This is a genomic window from Rhizobium sp. P1_E1 (assembly GCF_056406015.1).
The window spans coordinates 1-15,412 of sequence record NZ_JBFUAY010000013.1 but is presented as its reverse complement, the minus strand read 5'-3'; the positions used below and the strand labels follow the sequence as shown (position 1 = coordinate 15,412).

The 15,412-nt window shown below is 61.2% G+C and carries 14 protein-coding genes and 1 pseudogene; 10 read left to right on the top strand and 5 right to left on the bottom strand.

The features are described from left to right. Positions 1–182: 182 nt before the first annotated feature. Entirely contained in the window at positions 183–410 is a 228-nt protein-coding gene (locus tag AC1D1Z_RS07695) for a hypothetical protein (protein ID WP_477850032.1), read from the top strand. A gap of 31 nt (positions 411–441) precedes the next feature. Next, on the top strand, positions 442–894 hold the full coding sequence (locus AC1D1Z_RS07690; protein WP_003559123.1) for a type II toxin-antitoxin system RatA family toxin: 453 nt from the start codon (positions 442–444) through the stop codon (positions 892–894). Between the two features lie 14 nt (positions 895–908). Here the strand turns inward: AC1D1Z_RS07690 and AC1D1Z_RS07685 are convergent, their stop codons facing one another. Further along, positions 909–1,412: a CinA family protein gene (locus AC1D1Z_RS07685; protein ID WP_446967723.1), complete on the bottom strand. Its 504-nt coding sequence runs from the start codon at positions 1,410–1,412 to the stop codon at positions 909–911. Further along, complete coding sequence (locus AC1D1Z_RS07680; RefSeq protein WP_446967724.1) at positions 1,409–2,626, bottom strand: bifunctional 2-C-methyl-D-erythritol 4-phosphate cytidylyltransferase/2-C-methyl-D-erythritol 2,4-cyclodiphosphate synthase; 1,218 nt, start codon at positions 2,624–2,626, stop codon at positions 1,409–1,411. Before AC1D1Z_RS07680 ends, AC1D1Z_RS07685 begins: the two co-directional genes overlap by 4 nt. Positions 2,627–2,771: 145 nt before the next feature. On the opposite strand from AC1D1Z_RS07680, the gene dusB reads away from it, so the two are divergent. From dusB to ntrC, 3 genes are read left to right on the top strand one after another with little or no spacing between them, the layout of a single operon-like run. Next, complete coding sequence (dusB, locus tag AC1D1Z_RS07675) at positions 2,772–3,788, top strand: tRNA dihydrouridine synthase DusB (RefSeq protein ID WP_205928530.1); 1,017 nt, start codon at positions 2,772–2,774, stop codon at positions 3,786–3,788. Continuing rightward, positions 3,785–4,939, top strand: coding sequence for a two-component system sensor histidine kinase NtrB (locus AC1D1Z_RS07670; protein WP_018241914.1), 1,155 nt, complete (start codon positions 3,785–3,787; stop codon positions 4,937–4,939). The genes dusB and AC1D1Z_RS07670 overlap by 4 nt, the downstream gene beginning before the upstream one ends. Further along, complete coding sequence (gene ntrC / locus AC1D1Z_RS07665) at positions 4,936–6,387, top strand: nitrogen regulation protein NR(I) (RefSeq protein ID WP_477850027.1); 1,452 nt, start codon at positions 4,936–4,938, stop codon at positions 6,385–6,387. Before AC1D1Z_RS07670 ends, ntrC begins: the two co-directional genes overlap by 4 nt. 148 nt (positions 6,388–6,535) lie before the next feature. Here the strand turns inward: ntrC and AC1D1Z_RS07660 are convergent, their stop codons facing one another. The 3 genes from AC1D1Z_RS07660 to AC1D1Z_RS07650 all read right to left on the bottom strand — a co-directional run bounded on the left by AC1D1Z_RS07660 (position 6,536) and on the right by AC1D1Z_RS07650 (position 8,506). After that, on the bottom strand, positions 6,536–6,892 hold the full coding sequence (locus AC1D1Z_RS07660) for a TraR/DksA family transcriptional regulator (protein WP_018241915.1): 357 nt from the start codon (positions 6,890–6,892) through the stop codon (positions 6,536–6,538). Between the two features lie 210 nt (positions 6,893–7,102). After that, positions 7,103–7,936, bottom strand: coding sequence for a universal stress protein (locus tag AC1D1Z_RS07655; protein WP_026188384.1), 834 nt, complete (start codon positions 7,934–7,936; stop codon positions 7,103–7,105). Between the two features lie 186 nt (positions 7,937–8,122). Continuing rightward, positions 8,123–8,506 (bottom strand): EF-hand domain-containing protein, encoded by a 384-nt coding sequence (locus tag AC1D1Z_RS07650; protein ID WP_131606862.1) that lies wholly within the window; start codon positions 8,504–8,506, stop codon positions 8,123–8,125. 99 nt (positions 8,507–8,605) lie between these two features. Here AC1D1Z_RS07650 and AC1D1Z_RS07645 point away from each other — a divergent pair. The 5 genes and pseudogenes from AC1D1Z_RS07645 to AC1D1Z_RS07625 form a co-directional block, all read left to right on the top strand. Beyond that, positions 8,606–8,824, top strand: a pseudogene (locus AC1D1Z_RS07645) (helix-turn-helix domain-containing protein); the annotation flags it as partial. 606 nt (positions 8,825–9,430) lie between these two features. After that, complete coding sequence (locus AC1D1Z_RS07640; protein WP_018241919.1) at positions 9,431–10,420, top strand: potassium channel beta subunit family protein; 990 nt, start codon at positions 9,431–9,433, stop codon at positions 10,418–10,420. Between the two features lie 330 nt (positions 10,421–10,750). Next, a complete protein-coding gene (locus AC1D1Z_RS07635) occupies positions 10,751–13,021 on the top strand; it encodes a sensor histidine kinase NtrY-like (RefSeq protein WP_168299877.1) in 2,271 nt (756 codons plus the stop codon). Next, positions 13,011–14,375 carry a nitrogen assimilation response regulator NtrX gene (gene ntrX, locus AC1D1Z_RS07630; RefSeq protein ID WP_018241921.1) on the top strand — a complete coding sequence of 455 codons (1,365 nt, stop codon included), beginning with the start codon at positions 13,011–13,013 and terminating at the stop codon, positions 14,373–14,375. The genes AC1D1Z_RS07635 and ntrX overlap by 11 nt, the downstream gene beginning before the upstream one ends. Before the next feature lie 66 nt (positions 14,376–14,441). Beyond that, positions 14,442–15,305, top strand: a complete 864-nt coding sequence (locus AC1D1Z_RS07625) for a D-amino-acid transaminase (protein WP_477850022.1) — start codon at positions 14,442–14,444, stop codon at positions 15,303–15,305. The last annotated feature ends 107 nt before the right edge of the window (positions 15,306–15,412 follow it).

The following is a 15,412-nucleotide window of genomic DNA, read 5'->3' as shown; positions in this document are numbered from 1 at the left end:
TGATTCATTCCCATCTCCGAAACGCAATGCACCGAATCTTCTTAGCGGAGTGTACTACGGTAGAAGGCAGACCCGGTCGCCGTCCCGTCAATGTTACTTCGCTTGAAATTTCTACTCGTCATGTTTGTGAAATGGCAGAGTTGACGTCAATCACTGTTTGCAGAATTTGATGTGTGCAAGTTATGGCTATTGTCTTCATCCGGCTGTGCCGCGATGGGGCTCGGCAATTTGAAGCGCTCTTGAAGCTTTGGCGCGCGCGCTTCTTCAACATTTCGAGCGATAACTCTCTCAGTTGGTCGAAATCGGACGTGCTCGACCCCGCCGATGTACCCGTGCATGGCTTCCAACAAGTTGTCCTCGCGCGGAAGGAAGAGGCTAAAATCCCGCCGCGAGATGCGCGAGCTTCTTGATCTTCTCGGCCGGCCCGATTAATTGCCGCCTATGCCGCAATTCGAAACGCACCGTCCCGTCCCGCATACGCCCGAGCAGATGTTCGACCTCGTCGCCGATGTCGAGCGCTATCCGGAATTCCTGCCGCTCTGCGAAGCGCTGGCCATCCGGAGCCGCAAGGAGCGCGACGGCAAGATCCTGCTCGTCGCCGACATGACGGTCGGCTATAAGGCGATCCGCGAGACCTTCACGACGCAGGTGCTGCTGAACCGGGCCGAGCACGTCATCGAGGTCAAGTATATCGATGGCCCGTTCAAATATCTCGACAATCGCTGGCACTTCGCCGAGACGCCTTCTGGCGGCTGCACCGTCGATTTCTTCATCGACTATGAGTTCAAGAGCCGCATTCTCGGCGCGCTGATGGGCTCGATGTTTGACCGCGCCTTTCGCATGTTCACCGAGGCCTTCGAGACCAGGGCAAACAGGATCTACACGCCGGCTTGATGAGCGAACCCGCGTCAGGCAGCAAGGAGCGAGCGTACCATCTCCAGCGCCGTCCTGATCGTCGCCAGCCGAACCTCGCTGCGGCCAATATCGCCATAGAGCATTTTCCGATGGATGAGCGCGCCGGCGCGCGATTTGGCGGCGAGATGCACCAGGCCGACCGGTTTTTCCGCCGATCCGCCGCCGGGGCCGGCAATACCGGTGACAGCAACGGCGATCTCGGCGCGTGAACGGAAGAGGGCTCCATGCACCATCTGTCGCGCCGTTTCCTCGGAGACGGCCCCGAAACGCAGCAGCGTTTCCGCCTGCACGCCGAGCATCTCCATCTTTGCGGTATTCGTATAGGTGACGAAGCCGCGGTCGACGACGGCTGATGAACCCGATATCTCCGTCAGCGCCCCGGCAATCAGTCCGCCGGTGCAGGATTCGGCTGTGGAGAACATCAGCCCCGCAGCCGTGAAGTCACGGATGATCGCCTCCGCCATCGAAATTATATCCTGAGGAAAAAGGCTCATCATTTCCTTCCGCGATAGACGACGGTGGCAGTCGCGATCGCCGCGATGCCTTCGCGCCGGCCGACGAAGCCGATCGTCTCGTTGGTCGTCGCCTTGACCGAGCAACGCTCGATATCGATGCCGAGATAATCCGACAGTTTCGCGCGCATGGCCAAGCGATGCGGGCCGACCTTCGGCGCCTCGGCGATCAGCGAGACGTCGGCATTCATGATCGTGCCGCCGCGCTCGCGCACGATCCGGGCGGCATGCTCGATGAAGATCCGCGAGGCCGCCCCTTTCCATTGCGGGTCGGACGGCGGGAAATGATCGCCGATATCGCCGGCGCCGCAGGTGGCGAGCAGCGCGTCCGTCAGCGCATGCAGCGCGACGTCGGCATCCGAGTGACCTTTCAGCTTCTGATCATGCGGAATGAACACGCCGCAGAGTGTCACGCCATCGCCGGCTACGAGCTGGTGCACGTCGTAGCCGTTGCCGGTGCGCACGTCTGGAAGCAGCGAAGTCGACAGCTTGTCGTCGGCCATGGCGATATCGTTCCTGACCGTCAGCTTGACGTTGTCGGCCGTGCCCTCGACGATCGTCACCGGAATGCCCAGCCATTCGGCGATCGAGGCATCGTCGGTGAAATCGCTTCGTCCGCTCGCCGCCGCCTTCTCATGCGCCTCGAGGATCGTTTCGAAGGCGAAGGATTGCGGCGTCTGCGCCGCGTAGAGATGCTCGCGTGAAACCGTCGTCAGCACGGTGCCGGCGCTGTCGGCGCGTTTCAGCGTATCGGTGACCGGGATTGCCGGCAGGACCGCCTGTGCGCCGGCATCAAGGCTCTCGGCAATGCGGTCCAGAAGCACATGGTCGAAGAACGGCCGAACGGCATCATGGATCAGCACATGGCTGATTTGATTGTCCTTGAGGTATCTGAGGCCGGCAAGCACGGATTGCTGCCGGGTGGCGCCACCATGCACCGTTTCGATCGGCGTTGCCGAGATGATGTGGCGGAAGGCTCTTGCAAACAGCGCCTCGTCATCGGGATGAATGACGACGACGATCTGCTTTGCTGCTTCCCATGTCATGAAGTTTTCAAGCGTATGCACGATAACCGGCTTGCCGCCGATCATGCGATACTGCTTGGGGCCCTCCGTGGAGGATCCCGCGCGCTCGCCGCGGCCGGCGGCCACGATGACAATTCCAGCCGATATCGGTTGCTTAGAAGGCATTTGCAGCATAAATCCCCTAAAATATGCGGAATTGACCCGAGTGCTCTAACGTCTTGCTTTGGCCTTTTCCAGCATCTGCCCGAAAAATATCAATTCCCATCCCAGCCCCCTTGGCAAGCTAGGGAATAATGGCTAAAAATAATGCAGTTCTATTGTGTGCCCGAAAGATAATCAATTGATTTCCAAGGACCTCGCAGCGCCTTTCCGAATCGGACCCGTGTCCGTGCGGAACCGCGTTGTGCTGGCGCCGATGTCCGGCGTCACGGATATGCCCTTCCGCGAGCTTGCGTGGCGCTTCGGCACCGGCCTCGTCGTCACCGAAATGGTGGCGAGCCGCGAACTGGTCAATGACACGGCCGAGTCCTGGTCGCGGCTGCGGGCTGCGGGCTTCCGGCCGCATATGGTGCAGCTTGCCGGGCGCGAGGCGCACTGGATGGCCGAGGCTGCCAAGATCGCCGCCGATCATGGCGCCGATATCATCGACATCAATATGGGCTGTCCGGCAAAGAAGGTGATCGGCGGTTATTCCGGCTCGGCGCTGATGCGCGATCCCGATCATGCGCTCGGCCTCATCGAGGCGACGGTCAAGGCCGTGGGCATTCCGGTAACGCTGAAGATGCGCCTCGGCTGGGACGAGAATTCGATCAACGCGCCTGACATCGCGCGTCGCGCCGAGGCAGCCGGCATCCAGCTTGTGACCATTCACGGGCGCACCCGCATGCAATTCTATGAAGGCCGGGCCGATTGGGACGCGATACGCGCCGTCCGCGACGTAATCTCAATCCCGCTGATCGCCAATGGCGATGTCGAAACCGCAGGCGACGCGCAGGAAATGTTGCGCCGCTCCGGCGCCGATGCCGTGATGATCGGCAGGGGCTGCCAGGGCAGGCCGTGGCATGCCGGCACCATATCAGGTGCGCCTCCACCGCAATCCCTGAAGATCGCCGAGCTCGCCGTCGAGCATTACCGCATGATGCTGGATTTCTACGGCGAAGCGGTGGCGATCCGCCACGCCCGCAAGCACCTTGGCTGGTATCTCCAGCGTTTCGCGCCTGATCTGTCAGGCGCGGAAAAGGCGGAGATTATGACCTCGCGCGACCCGCGCGAGGTGGCCGCGCGCCTCTACGATGCGCTTGCGGCGAGTATTGTCGACAGCCGGGAGGCGGCATGACAAAGGATATGACATCTCCGTCCGATCACGCCGGCGGGACCGTCGCCATGGCCGTGCTGAACGCCATCCAGAACCCCGTCATCATGGTCGACGAATCCGGCTTTGTCGTTTTCGCCAATTGGGAGGCGGAGGCCTTCTTCGGCGCCAGCGCCTCGCATCTGGCCCGTTACCGTATCTCGACCTTCATTCCCTTCGGCAGCCCGCTGCTCGCCTTGATCGACCAGGTGCGCGAGCGCAAGGCGCCGGTCAACGAATATCGCGTCGACCTGAGTTCGCCCCGCCTCGGCCAGGACAAGCTCGTCGATCTCTATGTCGCCCCGGTGCTCAGCGAGCCCGGCGCCGTCGTCATCGTTTTTCAGGAACGCTCGATGGCCGACAAGATCGACCGGCAGCTGACACATCGCGCCGCCGCCCGCTCGGTGACCGGTCTTGCCTCGATGCTGGCGCATGAGATCAAGAACCCGCTCTCCGGCATACGCGGCGCCGCCCAGCTGCTTGAGCAGTCTGCGATCGATGACGATCGGGCGCTGACCCGGCTGATCTGCGACGAGACCGATCGCATTGTCTCGCTGGTCGACCGTATGGAAGTCTTTTCCGACGAACGCCCCGTCGACCGCATGCCGGTCAATATCCATTCCGTGCTCGATCACGTGAAGGCCGTCGCCAAGGCAGGTTTTGCCCGCAACATCCGAGTTACCGAAAGTTATGACCCGTCGCTGCCGGCCGTTTATGCCAATCGCGATCAGCTCGTCCAGGTCTTCCTCAATCTGGTGAAGAACGCCGCCGAAGCGGTCGGCGATCGGCCGGACGGCGAGATCATGCTGACGACGGCCTATCGCCCGGGCATCCGTCTTTCGGTCGCCGGCACGCGCGAAAAGATCTCGCTGCCGCTGGAATTCTGCGTCCATGACAACGGTCCCGGCGTTCCCGCCGATCTGGTGCCGCATCTCTTCGATCCCTTCATCACCACCAAGCCGAACGGCAGCGGCCTCGGCCTGGCGCTGGTCGCCAAGATCATCGGCGATCACGGCGGCATCATTGAATGCGACAGCCAGAACAGCCGCACGACATTCCGCGTTCTCATGCCGGCGTCGAAGGACGCCTCGCTTGAGGACGCCTCTATAGCAAGCTCGACAGGACCTTCTCGATGACAGCCACGATCCTCGTTGCAGATGATGATGCGGCCATCCGGACCGTGCTCAACCAGGCTTTGAGCCGCGCCGGCTATGACGTTCGCATCACCTCCAACGCCGCTACCCTCTGGCGCTGGATTTCGGCAGGCGAGGGCGATCTGGTCGTCACCGATGTGGTGATGCCCGACGAGAACGCCTTCGATCTGCTGCCGCGCATCAAGAAGGCGCGGCCCGACCTGCCCGTTCTCGTCATGAGCGCCCAGAACACCTTCATGACCGCCATCAAGGCCTCGGAAAAGGGCGCTTACGACTATCTGCCGAAGCCCTTCGATCTCACCGAGCTGATCGGCATCATCGGCCGGGCGCTTGCCGAGCCGAAGCGCAAGCCTGCCAAGCTTGAAGACGACATGCAGGACGGCATGCCGCTCGTCGGCCGGTCGGCGGCGATGCAGGAAATCTACCGCGTGCTCGCCCGCCTGATGCAGACGGACCTGACGCTGATGATCACCGGCGAATCCGGCACCGGCAAGGAGCTCGTCGCCCGCGCGCTGCACGACTACGGCAAGCGCCGCAACGGCCCGTTCGTCGCAATCAACATGGCGGCGATCCCGCGTGATCTGATCGAATCCGAACTCTTCGGCCACGAGAAGGGCGCTTTCACCGGCGCGCAGACCCGCTCGACCGGCCGCTTCGAGCAGGCCGAAGGCGGCACGCTCTTCCTCGACGAGATCGGCGACATGCCGATGGACGCCCAGACACGGCTTCTGCGCGTCCTGCAGCAGGGCGAATACACCACCGTCGGCGGCCGCACGCCGATCCGCACCGATGTGCGCATCGTTGCCGCCACCAACAAGGACTTGAAGCAGGCGATCAACCAGGGCCTCTTCCGCGAGGATCTCTATTACCGCCTCAATGTCGTGCCGCTACGCCTGCCGCCGCTGCGCGACCGCGCCGAGGATATTCCCGACCTGGTGCGCCATTTCATCCAGCAGGCCGAAAAGGAGGGCCTTGGCTCCAAGCGCTTCGATCAGGAAGCCCTGGAGCTGATGAAGGCCTATGCCTGGCCGGGCAACGTCCGTGAGCTGGAAAATCTCATCCGCCGTCTGATGGCGCTCTATCCGCAGGATGTGATCACCCGCGAGATCATCGATGCGGAACTCCGCTCCGACGTGCCCGACAGCCCGATCGACAAGGGGCCGATCCGCAGCGGCTCGATGACGATCGCGCAAGCCGTCGAAGAGAACATGCGCAGCTACTTCGCAGGCTTCGGGGACAATCTGCCGCCCCCCGGCCTCTTTGACCGTGTGCTGACGGAAATGGAATATCCGCTGATCCTCGCCGCACTGACGGCGACGCGCGGCAACCAGATCAAGGCGGCCGATCTTCTCGGTCTCAACCGCAACACCTTGCGCAAGAAGATCAGGGAACTTGGCGTCTCGGTCTACAGAAGCTCCCGCACCGCCTGAGCGTGTTGGGCTTGCACGGTGCTGCGGAGGGATGTCGAACGCGCATCCTCCCGGTCGCGATGACGCTCATGAATGGCTCATCAGCGCACGCGCCGGCTGAGCTGGCCCGATATCAGATAGTGCTTCATGAGCATGGTGACCTTGCAACTCAGGCTTCAAACGACTGAGCGCAAGACTGACAGAAAGGTGTGTGGGGGACGGCGTCAAGCCTCTTCTCGCCGATCGGCTTGCTGCATTTCACACATGTGCCAAAAGTTCCGGCTTCAATCCGGTCCAACGCCGCTTGCACGGCGAGGAGCTCCTTTTGTCCAGCTTCGCCGAGTTCTTCCAGGACTTCATCGTTATTTCGCTCTGTGGCACGATCATCATCGTCAGGATTCCGAGGTTCTTCGAAATCATTCTCGATCGCTTGCAGGCGGGTTTCTAGCTCGCGCCGGCGTTGCTCAAGGATCGCTTTGTGCTTTTCGATATACTGCCTCGTTTGCGAGGAGGACTGCTTCTGCATGATCGCTCTCCAGCCGGCCTATGTTCGTGACCGACACCTTGTTTTGCGGGGAATTTCGTCCCTGACGGGAAGTAGCTTTCGGTCCGCGAGTGTCCAGGCTTCCTTGTCCGAAGAGCCAACTTTCAGGATACTACTTTACATTGGCTTCGCCCACGGCCGTGACTCGGAAACGGGCAGAAGAAGGTCACAGACCCATGCGGGCAGTTTCCTTCAATGTGACATCAGCACCGGCAGCAGAGGCTTTTCCAAGACGCCATCGGTTGCTCCGCCCAGGACGAAATCTCGCAACCTCGAGTGTCCAAATCCTCCCATGACCAGCATATCGGCGCTCAGTTCCAGTGCTGTTTGTTGAATGCTCTGACCGGTCGATGACGACGTAAAGCGAGTGACCGTTGCGCTTGCATTGACGCCGCTCGAAACCAAGATCTCAGCGAGATGCGCCCCGGTTGTCTCCGGCAGCGGCTTTTCGCCCGTCAGAGAGAGGACCGAAACCCGCTTGGCCTTGTGAATGAATGGGTTTGCATCGCTGACGGCCCGAGCGGCGGCTCGACTTCCGTCCCAGGCGATGACCAGATGGTCGATTGGGCCCGCAAGGGTCTTGTTGGGAAAGATGATGGCTGGCCGGCCGGATCCGAATATGACCGCTTCGGCGACAATACGGGTATCCGGAACGTCCGCGATACATTCGAGAATGGCCAGATCGAAGAACCGTGCTTCCGTGGCCACCGTCTCGTGCAATAGAGGCAAGGTGGTTTTGACCGTTCGACAAGATAATTCAACCATGGCGTTCGCTGCGAGGTTGGTCGCCGCGGCAACCAGGGTTGCGGCGCGATCGCGGCTCAAAGTCTCGGCATGCTCGATCATCTGTGGAGTATCGAGCAGCAACGACGACCAGGCGTTGGGAATGTGCGGGATCCCGACCCGTAGCGCGCAGGCGTGAAGATTTGCACCGTAGTACCCAGCAAACGCTACAGCGTTCGAAATGATCAATCCGGAACTTGAATCGGGATATGTTGCCAGCGGGAGAAAATATTGTGCCGTCATGTCCTGCTCCATCTCTCGCGGACTGCCGCGATCGCAATGATCTATTCCATTCGTCGCAAGTCGGCATTGATGTAACGCAATTGCCGGCGCTCCGGCTTCTCCGGCCTTGGCACGGCGCCGCGTAAGGCTAGCCCCGAAGGAGCATTGCACCTGGAGTTGGTGGTCGCTGCAATGCCGAGGCGCCGGTCACATGTCCCGCATAAACGCCTGCATTTCTTCAGGTGTGACTTTGCCGTCATTGTTTGCGTCGACCGCGTCGAAGACGCGTTTGTGGATTGCGGTCAACTCTTCGAAAGAAATTGCGCCGTCCCCACTAGTATCGGCGACGACGAACATGATCTTCATCATATGACCGCGCATTGGCCCTATCATACGCATTCCTTCATTCATGTCCGATGATATCATGTTGCGGCTCATCATGCCGGGCATCATTTCCGATCCTTCGGCCGCGGGCTTAACCTCCGACTGAGCCGAGTCTGGACTTTTCGTCTGGGCGGACGCGATGCCCACGGCACCGACGCCACCGAGCAAGGCCAGCACAGTGATAGTTGGCAGTCTGAACATGGACATTCTGCGTCTCCTCTTTGAGCCATTATCGTCCATGACTATGGAGCTGCTTTTAGGGATACGACGAATGCCGGATTCAAGCGTTGCGTTGGATCAAACTGCCGGTGCTGCTTCGCAGGCTTCGGGGACAATCTGCCGCCGCCCGGGCTCTATGATCGTGTGCTGACGGAAATGGAATATCCGCTGATCCTCGCCGCACTGACGGCGACGCGCGGCAACCAGATCAAGGCGGCCGATCTTCTCGGTCTCAACCGCAACACCTTGCGCATGAAAATCAGGGAACTTGGCGTCTCGGTCTACAGGAGTTCTCGCACCGCCTGAGCTCGCTCGGGGGCGCGATAAAAAGAAGGCGGCGGGCCCTCATGTTTGCCCACCGCCCACCCCTCCCGGCGTCCGCCGCCACGGTCGGGAGGAAAGGTGAGCCTATCTGAGCCAGGTCGCGGTTTATATCCAAGCAGACAAACAAAGGTGCGGTGTCATTCAACAGTCACATAAGCATTTGTGAGGAGTGATTTGGCGCCAGGCGAATGTCATTGAAGTTGCTGCGGTCGTCGTCGCCATGCCTGTGGATAAGCTGTGGATATCCGGTGGACGACACGATCAACCAGCGGGCGATAACGTCGCAGATTCCAATCGCATGTTGCCTATCCGTTCCGAATCTCTTCATTCTGCGGTCGCTGCTATCGACCTCCGCCGCAAACGTCGTCGATCGCATGCCACGGGCGCTCCGACTGATGTCGTGGAGCGCCCTTTTCTTTACGGTCGGGCTGACGGGAACTGCGACATTGTGTTTTGGTCAACTTGGCGGGCTGAGCCTCGCATATCGTTGAGCATGCCATAGATTACGCGAATCGGTCGTCGATCAATCGGGCGACACCGACCCCGGTGACAGGCCGGCACATATTCATAATTTACGGGAGTTGCATGATGGAATATCGACGTTTGGGAAAGTCGGGCCTGAAGGTGAGCGAGTTCTCCTTCGGCTCATGGGTCACGTTCGGTAAGCAGGTCAATGGAGGCGACGCCGTCGACCTCATGAAGCTTGCCTATGACAACGGGGTGAACTTCTTCGACAATGCCGAAGGATACGAGAGCGGTAAGTCCGAAATCGTGATGGGCGAGGCGCTCAGCAGGCTTGGCTGGAGCCGCGACAGCTTTGTCGTTTCCAGCAAGGTCTTCTGGGGAGGCCAGAAGCCGACGCAGCGCGGCCTGTCGCGCAAGCATGTGACCGACGCCTGCCACGCAGCGCTCAAGCGGCTTCAGGTCGACTACCTCGACCTTTACTTCTGCCACCGCCCGGATATCGACACGCCGATCGAGGAAACAGTCCGGGCGATGCACGATCTCGTCGCCCAGGGCAAGGTGCTCTATTGGGGCACGTCGGAATGGTCGGCGCAGCAATTGACAGAAGCCTACGCCGTTGCCCGGGACTTGCGCATCACGCCGCCGACCATGGAGCAGCCGCAGTACAACATCTTCGAACGCCAGAAGGTCGAGTCCGACTATCTGCCGCTCTATGACCTGATCGGCCTTGGCACCACGATCTGGTCACCGCTCGCCTCGGGCGTCCTGACCGGCAAGTACAATAACGGTGTGCCAGCCGACAGCCGTATGAACCTGCCGGGCTATGAATGGCTGAAGGAAAAGTGGTCGAGCGATGCCGGCCTTGCCCAGCTCAAACAAGTTGGCGAACTCGCAAAGCTCGCGGACGAGATCGGGATATCGATCACGCATCTCGCCCTTTTGTGGTGCCTTGCCAACCGGAACGTCTCGACCGTCATTCTTGGAGCCTCGCGCGCCAGCCAGTTGCAGGACAATCTCGCGGCCCTCTCACACCGAGAGAAGGTGACGTCTGACGTGCTGGACCGGATCGACACGATCGTCGGAAACAAGCCCGAAGGACCACGTCGCTTCTAAAGCATGTCGCGCAAAAGTGTGCAGCGGTTTTGCGCTAACGACATGCGTCAAACAAAGACCTAAAGCGCGAGGAGCGATCTGAAAGATTGCGACGCGCTTCAGGTGAAACAACTTCCCTCGACGGGTCAGATTAAGGCTCGTCGAGGGAAGCACGGCTTGACAACGTGACGAGACGCGTTGCATTTTCGCCACAATGCGTTGCTTAAAGGTCACGCAAGGGTTTAGGTATTTCGCTCCCGATCGAGTCGTTGCGACGCTGGCTTTCTGAGCCGGCGTTGCTTGGTTTCGATTGATGGCGAGGGCGGCAGGTGCCGTCCGAAGAGAGGCCGAATGACGCAGGATGGGGTATCGCCGGCGGCGGCGGGCGAGACGGTGACGACGGTGACCGATCGCCGCGCCCTTTTTGCCGTGCCTGGCCTTGTGCTCGCCGGCGGCGCGCTTCTCTGCGCCACGGCCACGCTTTTCGTGCTGCTCGGCCTGACGCCGATCGCGCCGACGTCGCATGTCGTCATCACCTCGGTGATCGTCAATTCCTTCTTTGTCCTGACGCTGCTCGCCTTGATCGCTCGCGAGGTAGCAAGGCTGCTGAAGGCGCGCACCCGCGGCCGTGCCGCAGCCCGCCTGCATATCCGCATCGTCGTGCTCTTTTCGATCGTCGCGATCACGCCGGCGATCCTCGTCGCCATCTTTGCCAGTATCACGCTGAATGCCGGCCTTGACCGCTGGTTTGCCCTGCGCACCCAGTCGATCGTCAGCTCGTCGCGCAATATCGGCCAGGCCTACATGATGGAGAATGCCAGCTACCTGCAGGGGCAGACGGTCTCCATGGCCAACGACTTGGAGCGCAACCGCGCGCTCTACAACCTCGACAGGACGGGCTTTGCCGACTTGATGACCCGCCAGGCGAGGGGTCGCGGCCTGCTTGGCGCCTTCCTCGTCGAGCGCGACGGCTCGGTGATCGTCCAGGCCGATATCGCCACCGAAAAGCCGCTGCCGGCCATTCCGCAGGACGCATTGGAAAAGGCCGCCGCCGGCCAGCCGACGCTGATCCCGCCCGGCGTTACCAATCTCGTCGGCGCTATCATCAAGCTCGATGCCATCCAGAGCACCTTTCTCTATACGGTGCGCGCCGTCGATCCCAAGGTCATGGGCGCCATGCGCATGATGGAGGAGAACGCCACCGAATACCGCTCGATGGAGGCCAACCGCTTCTCGCTGCAGATCGCTTTTGCCGTGCTCTACATCGGCTTCGCGCTGATCGTGCTCCTGGCGGCGATCTGGACTGCGATCGCCGTCGCCGACCGCATCGTCCGGCCGATCCGCCTGCTGATCACGGCGGCCGACAGCGTTGCATCGGGCAATATGGATATCGTCGTGCCGGTGCATGCCGTCGACGGCGACGTCGCCAATCTCTCGCGCACCTTCAACAAGATGATCTCGGAAATCCGCACCCAGCGCGACGAGATCCTCGAGGCCAAGGACGAGGTCGACGACCGACGCCGTTTCATCGAAGCGGTGCTATCGGGCGTCACCGCCGCCGTCATCGGCGTCGAGCAGGACCGCCGCATCGCCATCGTCAACAGCTCGGCCGAGACGCTGATGTCACTGTCAGCCGACGAAATGCTCGGAAAGCAGTTGGTCGACATCGCGCCGGAGGTCGATCAGGTGCTGACCGAGGCGGCGGTGCGTTATCGCGGCGATTTCCGCAAGCAGATTGCGCTGGTGCGCGGCGGCACTGTGCGGACGCTGAGCGTGCAGGTCACCCGCGAGGAAGTGCGCGACATGAGCGAATCCTACGTGATCACGCTCGACGACATCACCGATCTCGTCATCGCCCAGCGTTCGACCGCCTGGGGTGACGTGGCAAGGCGCATCGCCCATGAGATCAAGAACCCGTTGACGCCGATCCAGCTTTCCGCCGAGCGCATCCAGCGCCGCTACGGCAAGCAGATCGATCCGGGCGACCGGACGGTCTTCGACCAGTGCACGGATACGATCATCCGACAGGTCGGCGATATCGGCCGCATGGTCGATGAATTCTCCGCCTTTGCCCGCATGCCGAAACCGACCAAGGAGCCGAGCGACCTGCGCAATATCCTGCGCGACGCGATCTTCTTGCGTGAGATGGGCAACCATCACGTCACCTTCGAACAGGATTTCGGGGAGCAGCCGCTGGAGGGCCTGTTCGACAGCCGCATGCTCGGCCAGGCCTTCGGAAATCTCATCAAGAATGCTGTGGAATCGATCGAGGCGGTGCCGAGCGACGAGCGGGACGAACGCAAGATTCTCGTCCGCGCCGCACTCGATACCGGCCGCGACCGCTTCACCGTCGACGTGATCGACAATGGCCGCGGCCTCCCGGTGGAGAACCGCCACAGCATTCTGGAACCCTATATGACGATGCGCGAGAAGGGCACCGGCCTCGGCCTCGCCATCGTCAAGAAGATCATCGAGGAACATGGCGGGCAGCTCGAGCTGCATGATGCGCCCGCCGATTTTGACCGGGGAAGAGGGGCCATGATCCGCGTGCATCTGCCACGCCTGGATCCGACGCCTGCTGCCCCCGCAGCCAATGACAAGGAAAGCGTTTATGGCTTCTGATATTCTCGTCGTCGACGATGAGCATGATATTCGCGAGATCGTTTCCGGCATTCTCTCCGACGAAGGGCACGAGACGCGCACCGCCCATGACAGCGACAGCGCGCTGGCGGCAATTTCCGATCGCGTACCGCGGCTGATCTTCCTCGATATCTGGATGCAGGGCAGCAAGCTCGATGGCCTGTCGCTACTCGACGAGATCAAGACCCGCCATCCGGAATTGCCCGTCGTGATGATATCAGGCCATGGCAACATCGAGACCGCCGTCTCGGCGATCAAGCGCGGCGCCTTCGATTTCATCGAGAAGCCTTTCAAGGCCGACCGGCTGATCCTGATCGCCGAACGCGCGCTGGAGAATTCCAAGCTGAAGCGCGAGGTTTCCGAGCTGAAGCGCCGCACCGGCGACGCACTGGAGCTGATCGGCACATCGGTCGCCGTTTCGCAGCTGCGCCAGACGATCGAGAAGGTGTCGCCGACCAACAGTCGCATCATGATTCTCGGCGCCTCTGGCTCCGGCAAGGAGCTGGTGGCGCGAATGATCCACAAGAAGTCGGCCCGCGCCAACGGCCCCTTCGTTGCGATCAACGCCGCCAACATCACGCCCGAACGCATGGAAGTGGCGCTGTTCGGCACCGAGGGCACGCCCGGCCAGGCGCGCAAGATCGGCGCGCTCGAGGAAGCCCATCGTGGCATCCTCTATCTCGACGAAGTCGGCGAAATGCCGCGCGAAACGCAAAACAAGATCCTCCGCGTGCTGGTCGATCAGCAGTTCGAGCGGGTCGGCGGTTCCAAGCGCGTCAAGGTCGATGTCCGTATCATTTCCTCGACCGCCTATAATCTGGAGAGCCGCATCGCCGAGGGTTGGTTCCGCGAGGATCTCTACCACCGCCTTGCCGTCGTGCCGGTGCGTGTGCCCGCACTTGCCGAACGGCGCGAGGACATTCCCTTCCTCGTCGATCAGCTGATGCGCCAGATATCAGAGCAGGCCGGCATCCGTCCGCGCCGCATCGGCGACGACGCCATGGCGGTGCTGCAGGCGCATGATTGGCCCGGCAACATCCGCCAGCTGCGCAACAATATCGAGCGGCTGATGATCCTTGCCCGCACCGACGGCCCGGATGCGCCGATCACCGCCGACATGTTGCCGACCGATCTCGGCGACATGCTGCCGAAGGTGTCCGCCAAGAACGACTATCACATCATGACGCTGCCGCTGCGCGAAGCCCGCGAAATGTTCGAGAAGGATTATCTGATCGCCCAGATCAATCGCTTCGGCGGCAATATCTCTCGCACGGCGGAATTCGTCGGCATGGAGCGTTCGGCGCTGCACCGCAAGCTGAAGTCGCTCGGCGTCTGATTGTATCCGGCGCGGCCGAGGCCGCGCCGCCTCCTATATATTGCTTCCCGGAAGACCAGGTTTCCCATGCCGAGAATTGCCTATGTGAATGGCCGTTACGTCAAGCATTCCGATGCCAGCGTGCATATCGAGGATCGCGGCTACCAGTTTGCCGATGGCGTCTACGAGGTCTGCGAAGTGCGCCACGGCTATATCGTCGATCTCACGCGCCATCTGAACCGTCTCGACCGTTCGCTCGGTGAATTGCGCATCGCCTGGCCGATGGGCCGGGCGGCGCTGACGCAGGTCATTCGCGAGACGCTGCGCCGCAACCATGTCCGCAACGGGCTTTTCTACATGCAGGTGACACGCGGCGTCGCCCGCCGCGATCATGTCTTCCCGGCCGATGGAACGCCGCCCTCGCTGGTCATTACCGCGAAGAGCACCGATGCCAGGATCATCGCCGCCAAGAACGCCAACGGCATCAGGGCGATCACCCTTGTCGACAATCGCTGGGACCGCGTCGACATCAAGTCCGTCGGGCTGCTGCCGAATGCCATGGCCCGCCAGCAAGCCAAGGAGGCCGGCGCCCAGGAAGCGATCTATGTCGACGGCGACGGCATGGTGAAGGAAGGGGCGGCGACCAATGTCTGGATCGTCGATCCGGACGGAACGCTGGTGACCCGCCCGGCCGAACACGGCATTCTGCGCGGCATTACCCGCACCACTCTGATGGAAGTCGCAGCCAAGTTGGGGTTGCAGATCGCCGAGCGGAGCTTCTCCGTTTCGGAGATGCTCGCAGCCCGCGAAGTCTTCCTCACTGCAGCCACAAGCATTTGTTTTCCGGTCGTTTCCGTCGATGGCCAGGCCATTGCCAACGGCCATCCGGGCAGCGTTTCGCAGAAAGTTCGCGAAGCCTTTTTCGACGTTGCGGAAAAGATTGCGATTTGATACCAAGATTTGCTGGACAGGTGGAATGAGGATGCCACCGGTCTTCGCATGGTGAGGTTGATTGATATTCTACCGGCCAGATCAGGTCGGCAATAAAGAAAGAAGCG

Coding starts and splice junctions, on each gene's coding strand:
- AC1D1Z_RS07670 (WP_018241914.1), top strand. CDS start 3,785: ATGACAAAGGATATGACATCTCCGTCCGATCACGCCGGCGGGACCGTC.
- AC1D1Z_RS07635 (WP_168299877.1), top strand. CDS start 10,751: ATGACGCAGGATGGGGTATCGCCGGCGGCGGCGGGCGAGACGGTGACG.
- AC1D1Z_RS07680 (WP_446967724.1), bottom strand. CDS start 2,626: ATGCTGCAAATGCCTTCTAAGCAACCGATATCGGCTGGAATTGTCATC.
- ntrC (WP_477850027.1), top strand. CDS start 4,936: ATGACAGCCACGATCCTCGTTGCAGATGATGATGCGGCCATCCGGACC.
- AC1D1Z_RS07640 (WP_018241919.1), top strand. CDS start 9,431: ATGGAATATCGACGTTTGGGAAAGTCGGGCCTGAAGGTGAGCGAGTTC.
- AC1D1Z_RS07695 (WP_477850032.1), top strand. CDS start 183: ATGGCTATTGTCTTCATCCGGCTGTGCCGCGATGGGGCTCGGCAATTT.
- AC1D1Z_RS07655 (WP_026188384.1), bottom strand. CDS start 7,936: ATGACGGCACAATATTTTCTCCCGCTGGCAACATATCCCGATTCAAGT.
- ntrX (WP_018241921.1), top strand. CDS start 13,011: ATGGCTTCTGATATTCTCGTCGTCGACGATGAGCATGATATTCGCGAG.
- AC1D1Z_RS07660 (WP_018241915.1), bottom strand. CDS start 6,892: ATGCAGAAGCAGTCCTCCTCGCAAACGAGGCAGTATATCGAAAAGCAC.
- AC1D1Z_RS07685 (WP_446967723.1), bottom strand. CDS start 1,412: ATGATGAGCCTTTTTCCTCAGGATATAATTTCGATGGCGGAGGCGATC.
- AC1D1Z_RS07650 (WP_131606862.1), bottom strand. CDS start 8,506: ATGTCCATGTTCAGACTGCCAACTATCACTGTGCTGGCCTTGCTCGGT.
- AC1D1Z_RS07690 (WP_003559123.1), top strand. CDS start 442: ATGCCGCAATTCGAAACGCACCGTCCCGTCCCGCATACGCCCGAGCAG.
- AC1D1Z_RS07625 (WP_477850022.1), top strand. CDS start 14,442: ATGCCGAGAATTGCCTATGTGAATGGCCGTTACGTCAAGCATTCCGAT.